An 18,718-nucleotide genomic window follows, 5' to 3' on the forward strand; every position below is an offset into this window, starting at 1 on the left:
GCATGATCGTGACGGGTGGTGATCCGTGATCACGCTCGATCCGGTTTTGCCTGGTCAGAGACTTCTCGACCCTCGCTGATGTAACGCTCAATCCAACGGGTGCTGACTCGTCCGCTCACGCATCGCTCACGCAGAACCGTGGTCCGGGCAAGCCAGTTAGCGCCTGCCCGGACCACGCCCTACTCGAGGATGTCCAGCGGCGGCAGTCCGTCCACGATCTTCATCGTCTCCAGGCTGACCGTCACGATCCGCTTGAGGAGGTCGATGATGTAGCGCGGGTCGTCGGACCAGTCGTTGGGGTCAGTGGTGATTTCCGATGCCTTGTCGACCTTGACCTGGTAACGATCGATGATCCACTCGATCGCAGAGCGGGTACCGAGCTGGTAGCGGTACGCCTCCTCTGGAATGTTGGTGAGGGTCACGCGGTGGTTATAGACGATCGTAGATCGGTCCGGCTTCCCCTTCACCTTGGGGATCTTCATCTTCCCGACCTTATATAGCTCTGCGGGCGAGGTGCCCGAGGCATCACCGGTGACCCTCTCAACGATGCCACCGTATGACTCGGCCTGCTCGTAGTTGATGTGCAGATCTGCGAGCCTGCGGCCGGCCTCGGCGAAGCCGCGAAAGTCACGCACCTTGGGAATGCGAGGGAGGGACTTCTTCAGGTCCGCGGTGTAGCGGTCGCGGTACTCCTGGGAATGGAGCAGGCCGTAAACGTAGTAGAAGACGTCGTCTTTAGTGAGTGACGAATCACCAAAGGCATGGCGATAGTCGCGGAGCGCGGAATCCGTAACGTTATCGACTTGTTCAAACCCGTCACCCCCGACATCGATGGATGAAAAAAGGTCGTCCCCTGTTGTCACTTGGCGATAAATGTGGCGTGGAAAGTGTGGGCCAACACTCTTCGTCCCCACGGCATGAAGATCGGGGACGCTATCGGTAATTAGCACCGAGAAGGGTTCATCTGAGCCCATTCCAGTGATGTAGAAGCCGACGTTCCGGTGATTAGGAGTGGGGAAAATTTGGGGAATCTGCGAAACGGTTGCATTGACCTGGCGGTCGACGTAAACAAACTGCCTCGTAAAGGGGCGATACATTCCAGTGAAGATGCCCTCCTCGCGAAACGTGTACAGGCGCCCCTTAGCGATCGCCCCTTCATCCGCGCGGTTCCAACTAATACGCTTCGGATCGAACGTCATATACGCCTTGGCGTCTGCAGATTTGGGCGCCACGATTCCCCTGGATTGGCAATGCTCGGAAAATCCACGCACCTGAGAGTTGTGGAATTCCATCATTGACTCGACTTTCCCCACAAGCTTCCCACGATCAAAGTCGTATAGCCACGTATCCCTCCCGGTTACGACTCCGTTGGAGTGAAATCCGAAGACCGGGCTAACGTCGACCGATGCAGGGTCCTTCAGACTGATGGGCTGGAATTCTGAATACGCTTCGTCTCGCTGATTGATCCAGTCGCCATCACCATTCGGCTCAATAAGCTGCCAATTCAGCGTTTCAAGACTCTGGCTGCCAATGAGGCTGAGCTTTTGCTCGCGGGTGAGTGAATCTTCGATGGCTCGATAGTTGAGCTCACCGGCGCTCACCCCGCCCTTTCCCTTTACGAGGATCAGGATGGCAACGGAGGTCTGACTCCCTTCCCCGAAGATCTTCCCTCCCTCCTTCCGCCAGTCTCCGTCCCTCTGGTTGCCGCGAAGGTTATAGCAGTAGACAGCGCTAAATTCCTCGGTCAGAGACCTACGAAGTCCGTCGTAGCTATTGCCGTCAATGTAACCTCCATTGGTCACAAAGGAGATTACCCCTTCACCCTTGATTCGATCCGATGCCCACCGGATGGCGCGAATATAAGAGTCGTAGAGATTTCGCTTCAGCGTCGCCGTTGATAGGGCAGCATAGGAATCCTGGATGCGACGATCCAAGACTTCGTATTTCACATTCTGATTGTCGTCGTTCTGACTCTCTTGCCCTACCGAATAGGGAGGGTTTCCGATAACAACGCGAATCGGCTGACTCTGCTGCTTCTTGGCACGCTCGCTATTGCCTTCCAGAACCTCCATTCCATCGAGCTTGGTGGTTCCCTCGGCGAGCTGGAAGGTGTCGGTGAGGACGATTCCCTCGAACGGCTTGTAGTCTTCGCCGACCAGGTCGTGGAATGCAGCTTCGATGTTGACCGCGGCGATGTAGTAGGCGAGGAGCACGATCTCGTTGGCGTGCAGCTCACTCGTGTACTTGCGCAACAGGTCTTCCGGCTTGATGACGCCGGACTGGAGGAGGCGTACTGGGAAGGTTCCCGTACCGACGAAGGGGTCGATGATCTGGACACCTTCGTCCGACAGGGAGCGGCCGAGGTGTTTAGCCATGGCCTGTTCGGTCGCGCGGATGATGAAGTCGACGACCTCAATGGGGGTGTATACGATGCCGAGCGCGTCAGCGGTCTTCGGCAGGGCAGTCTTGAAGAACTTGTCGTACAGCTCGACGATGACGCGCTGGCGGCCCTCGTGGTTGTCGATGCCTTCGGCACGGACCTTCACCGAGTGGTAGAAGCCCTCCAGGGTCTTGGCCTCAGCGTCCAGGCCCTGGTCGTCGAGGATGTCGAGCATGCGCTGCATGGCCTTGGACACCGGGTTGTGCTCGGCGAAGCCGTAGTCCTTGAACAGGGCGTCGAAGACCGGCTTGGTGACGATGTGCTGGGCGAGCATGTCGATGGCATTGGGATCGGTGACGCCGGGGTTTATGGTCGCGCGCAGTTCGCCGACGAACTCTTGGAAGGCGGCCTGCTTCTCGGGGATCGCTAGTGCGGCCTTGATGCGGGTGACGTGGCGGTCGGCGATCTGGGCAATGTCCTTGGCCCAGTCCTCCCAGTAGTGGCGTTCGCCGACCTTGTCGACGATGCGGGCGTAGATAGCGTCCCGCCAGTCGCTGACGGAGAAGAGGGCGTCCTGGATGTGCTGGGCGCTCTGGGCTTCCTTGTCCTTGGCGGCCTGGGCGCTGTCGGCGGTGCTGGAGCCGTCCTGGTCGCCGATCGTCTCGTCGTTGGGCCCGATGCTGCCGATGCCGATTTTGTTGTCGGGCTTGTTCTTGTTGAGCTCGATCTGGTTGACCGTCGCGTTGAAGCGGTCGTCGTGGGCACGGAGGGCCTGGAGGACCTGCCAGACCGTCTTGAAGCGCTCGTTCTTCTGGAGGGCCGCCTCCGGCGACATCCCCGCGGGGATAGCGACGGGCAGGATGATGTAGCCGTAATTCTTGCCGGGGGCCAGGCGCATAACGCGGCCTACTGACTGGACGACGTCGACCACTGAGTTGCGGGGGTGGAGGAAGAGGACGGCGTCCAGGCTCGGGACGTCGACGCCCTCGGAGAGGCAACGAGCGTTGGAGAGGATGCGTGCCTGGTTCTGCCCCGGGTCTTGCTTGAGCCAGTCAAGGAGCCGATTGCGCTGCAGGGTATTGAAGGTGCCGTCGACGTGGCCGACCTCGCAGTGCAGCACGTCGTCGTCGGCGTCGTCGTAGGCGTCGACGACCTCGTTGAAGCGGTCGGCGATCGATTTAGAGTCGGCGATCGAGCGGGCGAAGGCCACCGCCCGTTTCATGGGGGCCTCCTCCTCTCCGAAGCCGGAGCCGTCGGCGAAGGTGCCGGTGCGCTTGGCCATTGCGTTCCAGCAGCCGATGATTTTCGCTGCGTCATCGAGATTGAGCTCGGAGGATCCGCCGGCGATGCCCTGCTGGAGGGTCTTGGCAACTACGCCCTCGTCAATGGTGAGGATGAGGACCTTGTAATCGGTGAGCAGTCCCTGCTCGACGGCCTGGCCGAAGCCGAGGCGGTGGAACTCCGGGCCGAACATCTGCTGGTTGTCCATCGAGGCCAGAACGGCTTCGGCGTTCTTGGCGTCAGTCTTGGTGTCCTCGTTGTAGATCCGTGGGGTGGCCGTCATGTAGAGGCGGCGATCTGCACCGAGGTACGCGTCGTCGTGGACCCGCACGAATGCCGACTCGTCGTGTCCGGCCAGGGTGACGCCGGTGGTGCGATGGGCCTCGTCACACAGGATGAGGTCGAAGCGGGGCAGGCCCCTCTTCTGAGCCTCGGAGACGGTGGCGATGGACTGATAGGTGGAGAACACCACGGTCAGCCCCGGTGCCGCCTCCACGCTGGCCATCTGCTGGATCAGGCGGTCAGGGTCGGTGGTAGCGGGCAGGGCCAGGTCGTGGGTGGCCATGTCCTTGTCGTCGCCCTTGGGCTGCTGCTTGCCGACCTTGGTGTCCGAGCACACCGCGAAGGCTCGCAGCGACACCTCAGCCTCGAATGACCACTCGCGCAGGGTCTGCGAGAGCAGGGCGATGGAGGGCACCAGGAACAGGACGGATGTGTGCTCGCCCTCGCCGGCGGCAGCGCGCTCCTTCTGGAGCCGTTCCACGATCTTCAGGCCGGTAAAGGTCTTGCCGGTACCGCATGCCATGATCAGCTTGCCGCGGTTGTGGTCTGCGAAGCCCGTGAAGACATCGTCGATTGCCGCGCGCTGGTGCTTTCGCGGTTCCTTCTTCTTCTGGAGGGTCAGCTCGATGGGCTCGTCGACCGCGGGCAGACGCCATTCCACCGGGCTGTTGGCGATGTCGGACAGGCCAAGGCGTGTGACGGGGATCTGCTGGTCGTCCAGCGCCGCCTCGGCGTGGACGCCCCACTTCTCCGTCGTAGAGACGATCATGCGGCGGGTGAAGCCGCCCTTGCCGGAGGCCGTGAAGAAGGAGTCGATGTCGTCCTTCTGAATGGTGTGCTGGGGCTCGTAGAACTTGCACTGGATCGCGCAGAAGCCCCCGGTCTCCCGGTCCTGTGCCACCAGGTCAATACCCGTGTCGCGCTTGTCGTGCTCAGCTCCCGGCCAGTCCGTCCACATCCACACTCGGCTGAACTGCTCGGTCCACTGAGGATCGGTGCTCAGGTACTGGAGGATCAGCTCCTCGAAGCGAGTGCCGCGATCACGGTTCCTCCCGATCGAGCCGTGGCGGATCGCCCTGATGACGTCGTGTACGGACGTGGTCGTGGCCACAGCGCTTCGCTTCCCATCACTGCCGGAGGCACGCGGGGCCGCGCGCCAAGAAAATCGCACCAAGAAATGCTCAGAACCTTACTGGCACTCGTGGACGATACGCACGGCTGATCGCGTGATGGCGAAATCCAGCCCGGATACGCGGGCACGAGCCCACGCTTCGTCGACAGTCCTTCCGCCCGAACCGTGGTGGGTGAGGAAGCCGAGGGAGGCTTCGACGCCCCAGGCGCCGTGGATGACGTGGGCGACCTTCAAACTACGGGCGGCAAAGGCCGCCGCCGCGACCCGCCAGCCACTCTTGCTCCTGTTCCCTCGATGAGCCCGACATGGTGCTGACCTGGGTCGGTTTACCTGATGGTCCGGGCCGGCCTCGGGGCGACGGCATGAACGAGTGATGCGCGACGCAGAGCGCAGCGAGAAGAGGCGCTCGACGACCCGCCCGCTCGACCCCGAGCACACAGCTTTCCGGCGCGCATTAGGGTGCGGGATGTGCAGCCGCCTCTGGTTCTCTTCGACCTCGACAACACCCTCGTGGACCGGCAGGGAACGCTCGCTGGCTGGGCCGCAGAGTTCACCGCCCAGCACGGCCTGGAGAACGAAGATCAGGCAAACGTCCTAGACATGGTGGCCGAGCGGGCCTATCCGTCCACTTTTGAGGCGATCCGCACCCGGTACCGGCTGCCCATGTCGACTGCGGAGTTGTGGCAAACGTACTGCACCGACATCGCGGCCTTGGTGTCGTGCCAGGCCGGCGTCCTCGACGGCTTGGAGGAGTTGCGTGCGGCCGGCTGGCGGGTGGGGGTGGCGACCAACGGTGCGGCGGATATCCAGCGCGCCAAGCTGCGGGCCACCGGTATCTCCGAGCGCGTGGACGGCGTCTTCGTCTCCGAGGAGGCTGACGCGCGCAAGCCGCACACCCAACACTTTGCCCTGGCGGCGGCCCGCTGCGGCACCGTGCTGGGCGACGGTGGCTGGATGGTCGGGGACAACCCGGTCAACGACATCGGCGGCGGACGCTCCGCGGGACTGCGCACCATCTGGATCGGCAACGGCCGTTCCTGGCCGCCGGACGATCCCAGGCCGGACCACGTGGTGCCGCATGCACGCGCCGCCATCGACCTGCTGCTTTTGCACTCCGTCGACCACACAAGGACCGCGGCATGACGAGCACCATTGGGCTGTTGCACCCCGGCAGTATGGGATCCGCCTTCGGCGCCCAGCTGCGCGCGAGAGGCCGTATCGTGCTGTGGTGCCCCGACGGACGCAGCGACACAACCCGCCGCCGGGCGGAGCGCGCGGGCCTCGAAGCCGCGGCGCTGCCTGAGCTTGTCTCCCGCTCCGATGTGCTGCTCTCCCTTTGCCCTCCCGCCGCAGCGGAGGAGACCGCCCGCCAGGTAGCCGAGCTCGGAATGTCCGAAGCGGGCACGATCTATGTCGACGCGAACGCCGTCTCGCCGTCGCGCGTGCTGAATATCGCCGACCGCCTGGCCCCGATGCCGGTCATCGATGCAGCGGTGGTCGGATCGCCTCCGGCGGGCGGCAAGTCCCCGACGCTCTACCTTTCCGGCGCCGTCGAGCAGGCCGACCGGATCGCCGAACTTTTCGCCGGCACCGATGTGCGGACCCACGTCCTGGGCGACAGCATCGGCAAAGCCTCCGCACTCAAGCTCGCGTACTCCAGCTACCAGAAGGTCTCTCGAGTGCTGGCTGCCGTGGCCTACGGGGCGGCGGACACGTACGGGGTCGCGGACGAACTGCTGGTGATTGCGGCCAAGCGCACCCGCAGCTACCTCGTGGAGACCGACTACATCCCCAAGACCGCTGCCCGCGCCTGGCGTTGGGGCCCAGAGCTTGAGGACGCGGCGGCCCTTCTCGCCGACGCCGGGCTGCCGGACTCCCTTATGCACGCGGCTGCCGCGACGCTTGCCCGGTGGGACGGCAACAGAGACGAGCGGCTGGATATCGCTGAGGCGCTGGAAGCTCTGCGCCTCAAGCGGGACCTGGACGAACCGAGTTAAGCAGGTCGCATCCGCTGGGGCCCTGACGTCCTGGCCGTCAGGACCGAGGTGGCGTGGTGCGGACGATGTCGTCGATCCTCTGTGCGGTTGCATGGGGTGCCGTCGCGTCCGTCTCAACGCGCAGTTCCCACTGAGCCCGCGGATGAGCCGCAAGATCGACCTGAGTGGCGTCCCACGCGGCCAGCCGGGCCGCCGTGTCGGTGTCACCCCGCTGTGGTGAGCGTCGAGCGGTGGTCTCCTTGGAGCACCACAGCAGAACGCGCACCCAGCGCGCCGGGTAGAGGGCGGTCACCTGCTCAATCCCCGCCATCTGGCCGAGGTGGACGACGGGGGTCTTGCCGCCCTCTATGGCCTGGTCGAGGCCGGGGCGGTCGACGACGTAGATGTTGCCGTACCGGTCGTTGCGGTAGATGACGTCGCCGCGTGCCTCTAGCGCGGTCAGCTGCTCTGGCCTACCGATCCGGTAGCCCTTGGTCTTCCCGGTACCGATCTTCAGCCGGGTGAACAGCACGTACCGCTCGTCGAGTTCGGTGAGCGCCGCCGTGATCGTGTCCTTGCCCGCCGCCGGCGGCCCGTACAGCAGGATGCCCTGCCTCACTGGAACACTGTCCCGAAGACCTGGCGCACCTGGTCCGTGAGCGATATCGCGGAGCCGAGCCGGTTGTCGACAACCAAGTGCGGCACGACGGGCCGCAGCTCAAGATCGATCCCGGCAGCGTACGTGTCCCAGTTCTGGAGTTTCCAGCTGTCCCGGGCAGCGGACCGGAAGCTGATGTACTCGTGCATCGTGTCGAGGTCGCACTGAATCCAGACGACAGCGACGGTGACGCCACGGGCTTCGCAGCGGTTGATCAGGCGCCGCATCCACCGAGGGTCTGTGGTCTCGGCGATGAAGGGCGCGGAGAGGACGGTGCTGATCGCGCAGTCGACGTTCGCGTACGCGGTCTCCAGCAGGCACTGGTACTCCAGCGGGCGGACCTTCTCCCGGTAGAGGTCGGTGTGCCGGTCGTTGGGCTCGCTGCCCATTTCAACAAGGAGGCGCTCGACGAGCGGGCGCGTGATCGGGTCCTTGTCGAGGACGGGCCATCCAGTGAGTTGCGATACGAAGCGGGCGAACTCCGACTTCCCGCTGCCTGCGTAGCCTCCGACCATCATCAGCGTCGGCCGGTTCGGATCACCGCCGGTGTGACGCCGCTTCCAAGCGTCGAGGATTCGCTGCTGGACGCCCAAGCCGTCGGCGTCCTCCGCGCTCGGCGCCAGCTGGTGCAACGCCCGTTCCACGGCCAGGACGTGGGCGCCGTTCTGCGGTTCGCTCGACGCGGTGAACTTGAGCTTCGTGGCCTCGTCGGGCAGAGCGTTACGGAAGCCGAGCTCGGGCTCGGTCGCGCGGTACAGAAGGCAGTACGCACGACGGTAGTGCGGTCCGGGATAGACCTCTCCCTGCTCGTGCTGCCACAGCGTCTGAAAGTTGGCCGCCGGCACCGTGAGCCCAGCAGCCCGGGCCACCTCGCGTAGTTGCTCACCTGCGCCTTCGAGCGTCAGGCCGTGAGCTTCGCGTTGCTGTCTCAACTTGTCCGGACGCCACCCCGGGCGACTCTTACCCACCGCGCCTACCGCCTGCCCATCCCTGGTCATGATCCGGAGCCTAAGTCTGCCTGTCATGAACCCGTGTGTAAGCGGATGTTGAAAAGTCAGGTCGCCCGGCCATGAGCTGCTGATGAGCAGCTTCAGGAACGGCTTGTGATACTCCGCACAGCTCCGAGCCGCTGTCATGGTCACACCGACGCGGTCGTCCCAGTACCCGCCTCGGTCTCCACTAATCGTCCGAGATCGAAGGGGGCTCCGCGGTGGCTGTCGATGTTGCTGTCCTGCTGCTCCTCGGCATCGTGATCGTCTTCTTGTGCCGCGGAGGTGGGCTCAAGGCGGGTCATGCCGTTGTGTGCGCGGTTTTCGGTCTGTATCTCGCCGGGACTCACACCGTCGGCCCGTTCGTGAAGGACGTCACGGCGTCGGTCGCCGGCTTGCTGTCAGGGCTACGGCTGTGAGCGCGCCGACGGCATCACCGGGCCCTGGCGACCCAGCGTGGCCTCGACCTGGTGGCAGTCAAGTCCTCCTTCCTCGTCTGTCGGTCGCCCGAGAAGGCGTCATCTGGCCGCAGCCCAGCCAGCCGGAGAGTTCGGTTCTGCACGAGATCACCGATCTACCGATGGAGCCTCACCATGCGCTATCCGCCGACGTGCACCTCCGTGTCGACGAGCCTGTCCGCGCCCGCCACACATCCAGTGGGCGACGTACTGCTTGGCCCTTCACCGCAGCGGAGTTCTGCTGCTCCGGCTCCACGCCCGACCGCAGTGATACTCGATCTATTCGGCACGCTCGTCGCAGCCCCGAGTGTGGTCGAGCGGAGGGCCGCCGCTGCCCAGTTCGCTGCGATCCTGTGCGTATCCCCGGCGGTCGCCGAGTCGGTGCTGTCCGACAGTTGGCAGGCGAGGCACGACGGGACGATGGCGTCCACCACCGAGGTGGCGGTTCACCTCGTCGCCCGCTGCGACGCCTCTGCGGCCTGTGTGGATGAGCTGGAAGTGCTCCTGGCCCGGCTCGCTCATGTCCGTCTCCGGGCCGATGCCTCTCTCCTGCGGGCGCTGGAGCAGCTTCGGCGCGGTGGCACCAGGCTGGCCGTCCTCAGCGACGCGTCCCCGGACATCGCCGAAGCGTGGAGCGCAAGCGACCTCGCGCCACACTTCGACGCTGTCGTGTTCAGCTGCCGGGCGGGTGCGGTGAAGCCCGACCGTCTGCTCTTCCGCGCGGTCCTCCGAGACCTCGGTGTCGCCCCGCAGCAGGCCCTCTACTGCGGTGATGGCGGCGGTGACGAGCTGGCCGGCGCAGAGCGGGCCGGCATGCGTGCCGTGCGCGTGGAGCGTCGGGGCGGGCCGAGTGGCCTCGCGTTCGGCGAGACCGCCTGGTCCGGCAGGGCGATACCCGACGTGGAAGCTCTCCCCACCTTGCTGGACAGATGGGGGCAGCGATGACCGGCCCGTACGCGTGGGCAGTTGAGAACGGAGTCCTCTGCCAACTCCCCGCTCCGGTCGCCATGTCCTCGGCACGCGACACGACGCTCGTCGAGACACACTTCTCAGGATTGTGCGGAAGTGACGTCGCGAAGCTCAATCACCCTTGGCAAGGACAGTTGCCGGAACCGTGGTACCCCGGGCACGAGATCGTCGGTGTCGACACGGAGACAGGTGACTGGGTCGCAATCGACCCGCTGGTCTCCTGCCGCTCGTGCCACTACTGCGACCGCGGCCATATCCACCTCTGCCCACGACTCCAGCGCATCGGGTGGGACCTTCCCGGAGGTCTCGCCGGCTGCGTACGGGCGCCCCGCGACAGCATCGTCCCGCTTCGCCACCTGCACGATTCCGCGCACGGAGTCCTCGCCGATCCGATGGCGGTCGCCCTGCACGGAGTCCGCTGCGGGCTACGTGTGCCCATGGGGCGGCTCGGCATCATCGGGGGCGGCGTCCTTGCGGTGTGCACGGCCATCTGCGCGGCTCTGGCCGGGTGGGACGTGCACATGCTGGTCAGGGAACCCTCGCGGTCGCATCAACTGCGCTATGTCCTCGACCGGCACATCACTCTCCACTCTGCCGAGTTGCCGGCATGCGACGCCGTCTTGGACGCCGCGTCTGGTCACAGTGACGCCCCCATACGCCAGGCGCTGAAGGCCGTTCGTGACGGGGGAACGGTTCTCGTCCAGAACGCCTACGCGCCCCGCGTCGTTCTCTCGGTCCCCCTGAGGGATGTCTTCCGTCGCTCGATCACCCTGCGCGGCTCCTTCTCGTACTGCCGCGCGGACGGCCACGACGACTTCCGAGACGCCATCGACGTCATCGCCAAGGGCGGCGACTGGGCCGCCCTCATGACCCGAGACCGATTTCCCCTCGGCGAACTGCCGCAGGGACTGGCGGCCCTGAACAACGAAGCCCGCCATCGCCCCTTCAAGGTCCTGCTCACATCCGACACGTGACGGAAGGAGCCCACGCCATGGCGGTCACAACGCCATTGCTGGCCCACAAGATCAACTCACCTGCCGACATTCCACCCCAGGACGTCCACGACGGGATCACGCGCATCCTCGCCTTACCGGAGGGCCACACGCGCGACGTGATGCTGGGAAGCGTCCTGACGGGACTGCTCCTGCGGGGGCCACGGTTGGAGGAGGTCGAGGCCGCTGTCCAGGCCGCGACATCCCTGGACCGAAGCAACTGGGACTTCCACCAGCCGCCGGAGGGCATGCGGTTCGTCGGCTACACGGGCAGCGGGAAGAAGACCTTCAAGACGATCAACCTCAGTACCGCCGCCGCGCTGGTGGCGGCCACCGGGGGAGCACACGTCGCGAAGCTCGGATCGCGCAGTGCGTCGTCGAAGACCGGGTCCCGCGACTTCATCGACCTCGTGGGCGCGACGAGCGACACGGTGCCGCACCAGGAGATGGTCGACATCACGGCGGAGACCGGCTTCGGGTTCTTCTCCATCGAGAACCGCGTGCCCGAGTTCGACCGCCGCTACGGCGGCAGGTTCCAGGCCGTGCACGCCCTCAGCCTGGCGTTCCCCGCCCTCCTCAGCCCGGTCACCTGCACCGCCTACGTGTACGGCCTCTCGCACCCCGCGGTCGGCGCTTCCGCCCGGCTGCTCTCCAGATTCGGCCTGGCCGACGTGACGGTCATCAACTCCAGCCTCGGCAAGGCGGTGCAGGTCGACGAACTGATCCCCGGAAGCACCGTGCGAGCCTGCCGCATCAACGCCGGCGACGAGGACCTGGCCTTCAACGACGAAGTACGCAAGGGCGCGTCCTCGATGCCGCAGGACCTGACGTCCGTCACCCAACACGAGGACCCTCGGGAGAACGTCGCCGCCGCGATACGCGTACTGGCAGGCCATGACGCCAGTCAGGCGCGGAACGCGGTCGCCCTCAACGCGGCTTTGCTCATGGTGATGTCCGAGGCGGTGCCCACCGTCCAATCCGGCATCGACACGGCACTCACCATCATCGACGCCGGCGCGGGTCTGGACACGCTGCAGCAGTTCGTACGCCTCACCGGCGGTGCCCCGGACAAGCTCCGCTCGCTCCTTCGGCCCGTCTCCCCGACAGCCCTCCTGGTCATCCCTGGCAACAAGGAGAAGGCCCCATGCTGACGCACGACGAACTCGCGATCGTTCACCTGGTCCTCAACACCGACTGCAACGCCTGGGACCTGGCACCGACCAGCGCCTCACCGGGTGTGTGCTGGTTCTGCTACCGGGAGCGCAACCGGGTCAAGACGGACCCGGACACCGTCCGGAGGGTCATCGACCAGGTCCGCGCCGAGTCCGAAGCCCACCGGGTCGTGTTCACCGGCGGCGACCCCGTGATGCCCTACGACAACCACCTGGAGGTCGCCCTCAGGCACGCACGGGAAGCCGGATTCGAAACTAATCTGCACACCAACGGACTGCTCCTGAGCGACCGTTACGCGGGGGTGCGCGACCACGTGACCCTCTACTCCCTGGCCATCGACGGTCCGGGGGCAGACTCGGCCGACTGGTTCCGCGGGCAGGGCTACTTCGAACGGTTCCGGTCCAACGTCGAGTTTCTCGTCGCCGACCGGCGCCGACTCGCCTTCAACACGTTCACTACGGCCGCGTCCGTGCGGGAGCTGCCGCGGCTGGCGGAGTTCGTCGCCAGCATCGCTGACCGCACGGAGGTCGAGTACTGGCTGATCTCCCAGTACAGGCCCATCGGCCGTGCCAGCGCGGGCAAGGCGGAGCTCTACGGCTTCGAGCGGGATGACTTCGTCCGGGCCGTGGACGGGGTGCGCGGCGCCGTCGCCCCGGTGGAGATCTTCGCCCAGCCCACGCGGGCGCCCGAGGACCCGTACCCGTTCCGCGTCTGGGTCCTCGCCGACGGAACGGTCACCGCGGACCTCGGCAGCGTCGCCGCACCTCGCAACGCCGTGGTCGGGGGCCTGCTGACTGACGGCTTCGAGCCGCTGGTCCGCCGGGCCTTCGCCCTACGAGAGCAGCCTCAGTTGGAGGGAATCGCATGAAGTTCGACACCGCCTACTACGAGAGCGTCATCGACCAGCACCAGTACGAGCACTTGGGCCTCGGCACCATCGACTTCGCCCTCGCGGGAATGAGCCCCGGCGACCTGCACACGAAGTGGGTGTGCCACACCGGGGCGCGGGAGTTCGCGGACGCCGTCGCGGCGGGCCGGCCGACGATCGTCACCACCGGCATCGGGCTCGGCGGCCCGCCGCACGCCGGCACCCTCTTCCAGCTGCTGCGCGCGGTCAAGCTCCAGCAGCACGGGCTCGACGTGCAGATTGTGCTGGGTGACCTCGACTCCTACAACGCGCGTCGCACGCCGCTGGACGCGGTGCGCCGCCTGGCCGACCAGTACGAGGAGTTCGCGCTTGGGCTCGGCTTCGACCCGGGGCGCGGTGTACTGCGTCGGCAGGAGGGCGAGACCGACGTCATGGCCACCGCGTTCCTGCTCTCGCGCCATCTGGACGACGACGACTTCCAGTGGGCCGAGGAGGACCTCGCCGGGCTCTACCGCAACCACGGCGTCTTCGACCACCTCAACTACGGCATGAAGCAGGCCACGTTGCTGATGGCCGCTGACTTCGTGCACTTGCTGCGCGAAGGACGGCACGTGCTGGTGTCCCTGGGCGTCGACGAGCACAAGTACGTCGCCCTCGCCCGGCGCGGGGCGGAACGCTGGGGTCTGCCCGCAGACCGGCTCGCCGGCATCTACACCAAGATGATCCCGGGCCTCGGGGGCCTGCCGAAGATGAGCAAGAGCATCCCCGGCTCCGGAATCGACGGCTCCATGCCCGCCGAGGACATCAGGGCCCTGCTGGCGGCGGACACCGACTCGGCGCCCTCCGACGACGGGTCGGCCCTGCTCCAGATGTACGCGTGTCTGCCCGAGGTCGGCCAGGCGGAGTACGACCGCGCCTCCACCGCGCGACGCGCCGGAGACCGGGAGTGGCGTGTGATCCGCGAGGAGCTCGTCGAGCGGCTGATCACGCTGTTCTCCTGCTGGCCGAAGTAGCAGGCCCCCTCCGAGGGAGCGCCGAACCCGCGGCCGTACTAGGCCGTGTGCCCTCTGTCGCACCACACACCCGAGCAAGCAAGGAGTCTGACTGTGCACGCGGACACCACAACCACATCACAGCCCCTGACCGGCCTCGATGCCCCGCAGTCCCCAGCCCTCTCCGAGTCCTCGCAGCCGATAGGCGGCCCCGAGACCTTCTTCATTCGCCGCGGCTATCGCAGCCGGAGCGAGGTCGAGTACTTCCTTGACGAGACGGACGACACCGTCACCTGGCAGCCCGACGTGTACCCCTACGCCGCCGAACGGGCCAAGGAGCTCGGCCGTGACGTCGTGATCGACATCGGCTGCGGGCAGGCAGGCAAGCTGGCCTCGCTCGCCGCCGAGCACCCCGACTGGACCTTCGTCGGCGTGGACTTCGGGGACAACCTGCGCTGGTGCCACGACAACCACCCCTTCGGACAGTGGGTGGAGGCGGACCTCGAATCGGCAGAGCGGCTGCCGCTCGACCCGGACCTCGTCCGCCGGTCGGTGGTGATCTGCTCTGACGTGATCGAGCACCTGGTGGACCCGGCCCCGGCCCTGTCCCTCATCCTGGCCCTGCTGCGGGAGGGCAGCGCCGCTGCCGTCCTGTCCACACCGGCCCGTGAGTGCCGCAGCGGCTACGACACCCCTGGACCGCCGCGCAACCCCAGCCATGTGCGGGAGTGGGCAAGCGACGAGTTCCAGGCGCTGCTGCGGGCGTCCGGATTCGAGATCCACTACGCGGGCCTCACCCGAAGCGACGACGCCTCCAACGGTCTGTCCACCCAGCTGCTCCTCGTCGGCGTGGGAGGGACGGAGGTGGGAGAACAGTGACGGCGGTTCCCCGGTCCAGGGGCCTGCGTGTCGTTCACCTGCCGGCTCGTACCCCGTACGCGTGGAAGCTCCAGAGCCCTGACTTCCACATCCTGAACGGGACAGAGATTCCCACGGGCGAGACTGTGCCAGAGGCGGTCAGCGCCGCATGGCTACTCGAACACGGCCCTCTCACGTGGCTCGACGTCCTGCACCTGCACCACATCGACTTCGAGGACATCGCCAACTTGGAGCGCCTGCTCGACGCGTGCCTGGGCTACGGGGTCAACGTGGTCTTCACCGCCCATGACACCCGGCCCATGGTCGGCAACGCCGAAGGCTTCGTCGAGCGGCTGCGGCTGCTCCGATCTGCCGAGGTCAGCTGGGTCTGTCTCACTGAGGGATCCGTCACGAGGCTCACGGAGGTCCTCGGAGAGCGTGTCACTGCAACGGTCATCCCCCACGGATACGTCGCTGCCCCGGAGTCGCTGGCTGACCTGGAGCGCGAGGCGTGGGACCCGGGGGCCAGGTACCTCATGTTCGGTGCCTCCCGGGCCAGCAGGGACCAGTTGTCCACCATGGCCAACTGGAGCCTGGGGATCACGGATCCCCACAGCACGCTCCACGTCCTCCTGCGCGCGTTCAGCCCTGCGGACTTCGCTGACGCCGGCCGTGCCCCGCTGCTCCTGGAGACGGCCCGGCACGATCCCCGTATCCGCCTCACCATGCGCCCGTATCCCACGGACGACGAAGTGGTCAGAGCCGGGCTGGCTTCGGACTCCCTGCTGCTGCCGTACCTCTGGGGGAGTCACTCCGGGCAGCTGGAACTGGCCTTCGACCTGAACCTGCTTCCGGTCTGCTCCTTCACAGGGCACTTGCCCGAGCAGTACGAGCGGCACAAGGGATTCGTCGAGGAACCCGAATGGTTCGATTGGTCGCAGGGGCATCCCAACCTCTTCGGAGAGAAGTTCCTGACCGCGCTGGAGAAGGCGGCAGCACGACTCGACTCCAGGCCCCGCCGCCTCGACCGCGAGTTCCTCGACTACAGGACCCAGGAACACAGGACGATCCTGGACGACTACGCCCACGTGTACGGGGGTGACCTGTGAGCGCCCCTCCGCGTATTTCGTGCGTGATCCTGTGCCACAACTACGGCCGATATCTCGACCAGGCCATAACAAGCTGTCTGAAACAGGAGCCTGGAAACTTCGTCCTTCACGAAATCATCGTCATTGACGACGGATCCAACGACGAAACTGAGGAGGTATGCCGTCGCCACGAAAAGAACGTCAAGGTCATCCGGAGGAGCCAGCAAGGTTTCGGCCAAACCTTGACCGACGCTTTTCTCCTCAGCACAGGCGACTGGGTGGCTCCGCTCGACGCCGATGACTGGTTCTACCCATCGAAGCTCCGTACGTGCGCCGAGGCGATGACGGGTGAAACGCTGTTCATCGAGCACTGGGAGAACGTCGTCGACTCCAACGGAAACCCCAAGCTGAAAGACCCGCACCCGGGCGGAAACACGAGCACGTTGGTGGTCCATCGCCAGGCTGCTCTCAGCCTCCTGCCGGTGAGCAACGAGATCTTCTTCCACGCGCTGCGCGAGGCCGGCCGCGGCGCCGTCCTCCAGGACCCGTTGACCTTCTATCGGGTCCACTCGCACAGCATGACCGACCGAAGTACGCCCGGCCTGTCGCAGGACTATCGGGCCGAGGTGTGTCTGGGGCTCTCGGATCGTCTCCGCATGATGTACGGGGACCCTCCCACCTGGGCGACCACTCGCCAGCTCAGGGGGATCTCCCAGCATTTCCGCGCACTCGCTTCCGGGCACAGAGTGGAATCCGCCCTGCAGCGAAAGGAGCACCTGCCCGCCATGATCTTCCTTCCGGGGATGCTCATCGCCACGCTCCGAGCCCGAGACCCAATAGCCCCGTGGCTCCGGTCCCTCTCCAGTGCGATCGCGGGCCGGCCGCTGGTACAGCTCTCGACAGCCCAAGGAGAGCGGGCTCAACCGTGATCATTCCGGTGATGCGACGAGGGCGGCGATGATAAAATCGCCGCTTCCAATCCCTACTGGTCAGGCCAGTTGTCCGACCCAGGAGCGTATAAGCGCCATGAGCCGTTTGAGCGAGTCTGTCACCCGTGTCATGCACATCCTCGATGGGGCGGACCTGGGCGCGGACTATACGGCCGCGCAGCTGCTCAGCGAGACGACGGCACGGCGCTCCCTGGACCTCTCCGACCTCTCCCCCGAGGAGCAGGCCGCACTGGTCGAGGGGCGTGCGAACCACCTGATCCCTTCGGCTGCGGTGCTCGCCGGGAAGATCGAAGCCGCACAGGCCGCCGGACGCCCGTTCGTCGTCAAGTACGGCATCGACCCGACCTCGCCTGACGTCCACCTGGGCCACGCGGTACCGATCATCATCGCCAGCCGGTTCCAGCGGATGGGCCACCACGTCGTCTTCATCATCGGCGACGTGACGGCCAAGATCGGTGACCCGTCGGGACGGTCCTCGGATCGACCGCCGCTCACCGACGAGGACATCGCCCGCAACCTGAGTGGCTACCAGCAGCAGGTCACGCCGTTCATCGATTTCGAGCGTGCCGACCTGCGCTTCAACGGCGAGTGGCTGAACAAGGTCACCCTGCCGGAGCTCGTCGGGGTTCTTGCCCGGGTACCGGTCTCCATGTCGCTCCAGCGCGAGGACTTCCGCACCCGGCTTGCCGATGGCCATGGGCTGTCCGTCGCCGAGTTCGTCTACTCCGTCGTCATGGCCTGGGACTCCGTGGCCATCGACGCCGATGTCGAACTCGGCGGTGTGGACCAGCTGTTGAACCTCCAGATGTGCCGCAAGGTCATGGAGATCTCGGAGCAGGACCCCGAGGTCGTCATCACCACCCCGCTCATCGAGGGCACCGACGGCACGGGCACCAAGATGAGCAAGAGCAAGGGGAACTACGTGGGCCTGACGGCGTCGCCTGATGACGTCTACGGCCGGCTGATGTCCATCCCCGACCACCTGACCGAGCCGTACCTCCAGCTGCTCACCGAGTGGACGGACGACGAGATCCGCGTGATCACCAAGCGTCTGGAGGAGGGGACCGCGCACCCGATGGCGATCAAGCGCATCCTCGCCGGCGAGGTGGTGGCCGCCCTCCACGGCCTGGACGCTGCTGCCGCCGCTCGCGCGGAGTTCACGGCGCGCTTCTCCAAGCGCTCTTTCGCGGACACCCAGAACCTCCCCGTCGTCTCCCTGAAGGACCACGCCGAGGACACGCTCGGGGCGCTGATCAGCCGCACGCTGGACTTCGCTCCCAGCATTTCCGCCGTGCGCCGTGTGGCTCAGCAGAAGGGCCTCCGTCTGATCCTTGAGGCGGACGGAGAGCAGGCACCTACGCCGCTCACCGAGGCGTCCGTGCAGCAGACGCTCGGTGAGGTCGTGAGCGAGGTTGGGGCACTCGAAGGTGCCGAGCTGTACCTCAAGGTCGGCCGTAAGGTCGCCCGCATCGACGTCTGAGTTCAGGCGCGGCGCCGACTCACCATCGTGAGTCGGCGCCGTTCTGCTTGCGCTCGATGCGACCCGCCAGCCGCGCGATCCAGGAGAGGCACTGATGGCGGGCGATGCCCTGGAGAAGTGTCGCTTTCGAGGTTGTGGGCGGCCAGGGCACGCCCGGAGAGACGGTGTGCTGTTATGCAAGACCGTCTGGTG

The 18,718-nt window shown here is 65.9% G+C and carries 15 protein-coding genes; 12 read left to right on the forward strand and 3 right to left on the reverse strand.

The features are described 5' to 3' along the window. Positions 1-179: 179 nt before the first annotated feature. Positions 180-5,054 (reverse strand): DEAD/DEAH box helicase, encoded by a 4,875-nt coding sequence (locus AQI94_RS20955; protein WP_031037650.1) that lies wholly within the window; start codon positions 5,052-5,054, stop codon positions 180-182. 489 nt (positions 5,055-5,543) lie between these two features. Between AQI94_RS20955 and AQI94_RS20960 the strand changes: the two genes are divergently transcribed. Beyond that, positions 5,544-6,218, forward strand: coding sequence for an HAD family hydrolase (locus AQI94_RS20960; RefSeq protein WP_031037653.1), 675 nt, complete (start codon positions 5,544-5,546; stop codon positions 6,216-6,218). Further along, a complete protein-coding gene (locus AQI94_RS20965; RefSeq protein ID WP_031037656.1) occupies positions 6,215-7,072 on the forward strand; it encodes an NAD(P)-dependent oxidoreductase in 858 nt (285 codons plus the stop codon). Before AQI94_RS20960 ends, AQI94_RS20965 begins: the two co-directional genes overlap by 4 nt. Before the next feature lie 37 nt (positions 7,073-7,109). Here the strand turns inward: AQI94_RS20965 and AQI94_RS20970 are convergent, their stop codons facing one another. After that, positions 7,110-7,670, reverse strand: a complete 561-nt coding sequence (locus AQI94_RS20970) for a P-loop NTPase family protein (protein ID WP_031037659.1) — start codon at positions 7,668-7,670, stop codon at positions 7,110-7,112. Then, positions 7,667-8,707 carry an AAA family ATPase gene (locus AQI94_RS20975; RefSeq protein ID WP_031037661.1) on the reverse strand — a complete coding sequence of 347 codons (1,041 nt, stop codon included), beginning with the start codon at positions 8,705-8,707 and terminating at the stop codon, positions 7,667-7,669. The genes AQI94_RS20970 and AQI94_RS20975 overlap by 4 nt, the downstream gene beginning before the upstream one ends. Positions 8,708-8,919: 212 nt before the next feature. On the opposite strand from AQI94_RS20975, the gene AQI94_RS20980 reads away from it, so the two are divergent. The 10 genes from AQI94_RS20980 to tyrS all read left to right on the forward strand — a co-directional run bounded on the left by AQI94_RS20980 (position 8,920) and on the right by tyrS (position 18,526). Beyond that, positions 8,920-9,117, forward strand: coding sequence for a hypothetical protein (locus AQI94_RS20980; protein ID WP_031037664.1), 198 nt, complete (start codon positions 8,920-8,922; stop codon positions 9,115-9,117). A gap of 174 nt (positions 9,118-9,291) precedes the next feature. Continuing rightward, positions 9,292-10,101: an HAD family hydrolase gene (locus tag AQI94_RS20985; RefSeq protein ID WP_078902597.1), complete on the forward strand. Its 810-nt coding sequence runs from the start codon at positions 9,292-9,294 to the stop codon at positions 10,099-10,101. A gap of 62 nt (positions 10,102-10,163) precedes the next feature. Continuing rightward, the gene (locus AQI94_RS20990; protein ID WP_225890252.1) at positions 10,164-11,099 is read left to right on the forward strand and encodes an alcohol dehydrogenase catalytic domain-containing protein; all 936 of its coding nucleotides are present in this window, start codon (positions 10,164-10,166) and stop codon (positions 11,097-11,099) included. A 17-nt stretch (positions 11,100-11,116) separates the two neighbouring features. Then, the gene (locus AQI94_RS20995) at positions 11,117-12,268 is read left to right on the forward strand and encodes a hypothetical protein (protein WP_078902599.1); all 1,152 of its coding nucleotides are present in this window, start codon (positions 11,117-11,119) and stop codon (positions 12,266-12,268) included. Further along, positions 12,262-13,158: a radical SAM protein gene (locus AQI94_RS21000; protein WP_031037676.1), complete on the forward strand. Its 897-nt coding sequence runs from the start codon at positions 12,262-12,264 to the stop codon at positions 13,156-13,158. The genes AQI94_RS20995 and AQI94_RS21000 overlap by 7 nt, the downstream gene beginning before the upstream one ends. Next, a complete protein-coding gene (locus AQI94_RS21005) occupies positions 13,155-14,171 on the forward strand; it encodes a nucleotidyl transferase family protein (protein WP_051831902.1) in 1,017 nt (338 codons plus the stop codon). Before AQI94_RS21000 ends, AQI94_RS21005 begins: the two co-directional genes overlap by 4 nt. Positions 14,172-14,264: 93 nt before the next feature. Further along, positions 14,265-15,029, forward strand: coding sequence for a class I SAM-dependent methyltransferase (locus AQI94_RS21010; RefSeq protein WP_225890229.1), 765 nt, complete (start codon positions 14,265-14,267; stop codon positions 15,027-15,029). Positions 15,030-15,154: 125 nt separating this feature from the next. Beyond that, positions 15,155-16,117, forward strand: a complete 963-nt coding sequence (locus AQI94_RS21015) for a hypothetical protein (RefSeq protein ID WP_225890230.1) — start codon at positions 15,155-15,157, stop codon at positions 16,115-16,117. Further along, positions 16,114-17,025 (forward strand): glycosyltransferase family 2 protein, encoded by a 912-nt coding sequence (locus AQI94_RS21020; protein WP_078902600.1) that lies wholly within the window; start codon positions 16,114-16,116, stop codon positions 17,023-17,025. The genes AQI94_RS21015 and AQI94_RS21020 overlap by 4 nt, the downstream gene beginning before the upstream one ends. A gap of 97 nt (positions 17,026-17,122) precedes the next feature. Beyond that, a complete protein-coding gene (tyrS, locus tag AQI94_RS21025) occupies positions 17,123-18,526 on the forward strand; it encodes a tyrosine--tRNA ligase (protein WP_031037691.1) in 1,404 nt (467 codons plus the stop codon). Positions 18,527-18,718 lie beyond the last annotated feature (192 nt).

The sequence above is a fragment of the Streptomyces pseudovenezuelae genome (assembly GCF_001513955.1).
Taxonomy (GTDB): Bacteria; Actinomycetota; Actinomycetes; order Streptomycetales; family Streptomycetaceae; genus Streptomyces; species Streptomyces pseudovenezuelae.

Bases quoted from the DNA above. Each gene is read 5' to 3' on its own strand.
- AQI94_RS20995 (WP_078902599.1), top strand. From the start codon at position 11,117: ATGGCGGTCACAACGCCATTGCTGGCCCACAAGATCAACTCACCTGCC.
- AQI94_RS21000 (WP_031037676.1), top strand. From the start codon at position 12,262: ATGCTGACGCACGACGAACTCGCGATCGTTCACCTGGTCCTCAACACC.
- AQI94_RS21005 (WP_051831902.1), top strand. From the start codon at position 13,155: ATGAAGTTCGACACCGCCTACTACGAGAGCGTCATCGACCAGCACCAG.
- AQI94_RS20965 (WP_031037656.1), top strand. From the start codon at position 6,215: ATGACGAGCACCATTGGGCTGTTGCACCCCGGCAGTATGGGATCCGCC.
- tyrS (WP_031037691.1), top strand. From the start codon at position 17,123: ATGAGCCGTTTGAGCGAGTCTGTCACCCGTGTCATGCACATCCTCGAT.
- AQI94_RS20985 (WP_078902597.1), top strand. From the start codon at position 9,292: ATGCGCTATCCGCCGACGTGCACCTCCGTGTCGACGAGCCTGTCCGCG.
- AQI94_RS20975 (WP_031037661.1), bottom strand. From the start codon at position 8,707: ATGACCAGGGATGGGCAGGCGGTAGGCGCGGTGGGTAAGAGTCGCCCG.
- AQI94_RS20990 (WP_225890252.1), top strand. From the start codon at position 10,164: ATGTCCTCGGCACGCGACACGACGCTCGTCGAGACACACTTCTCAGGA.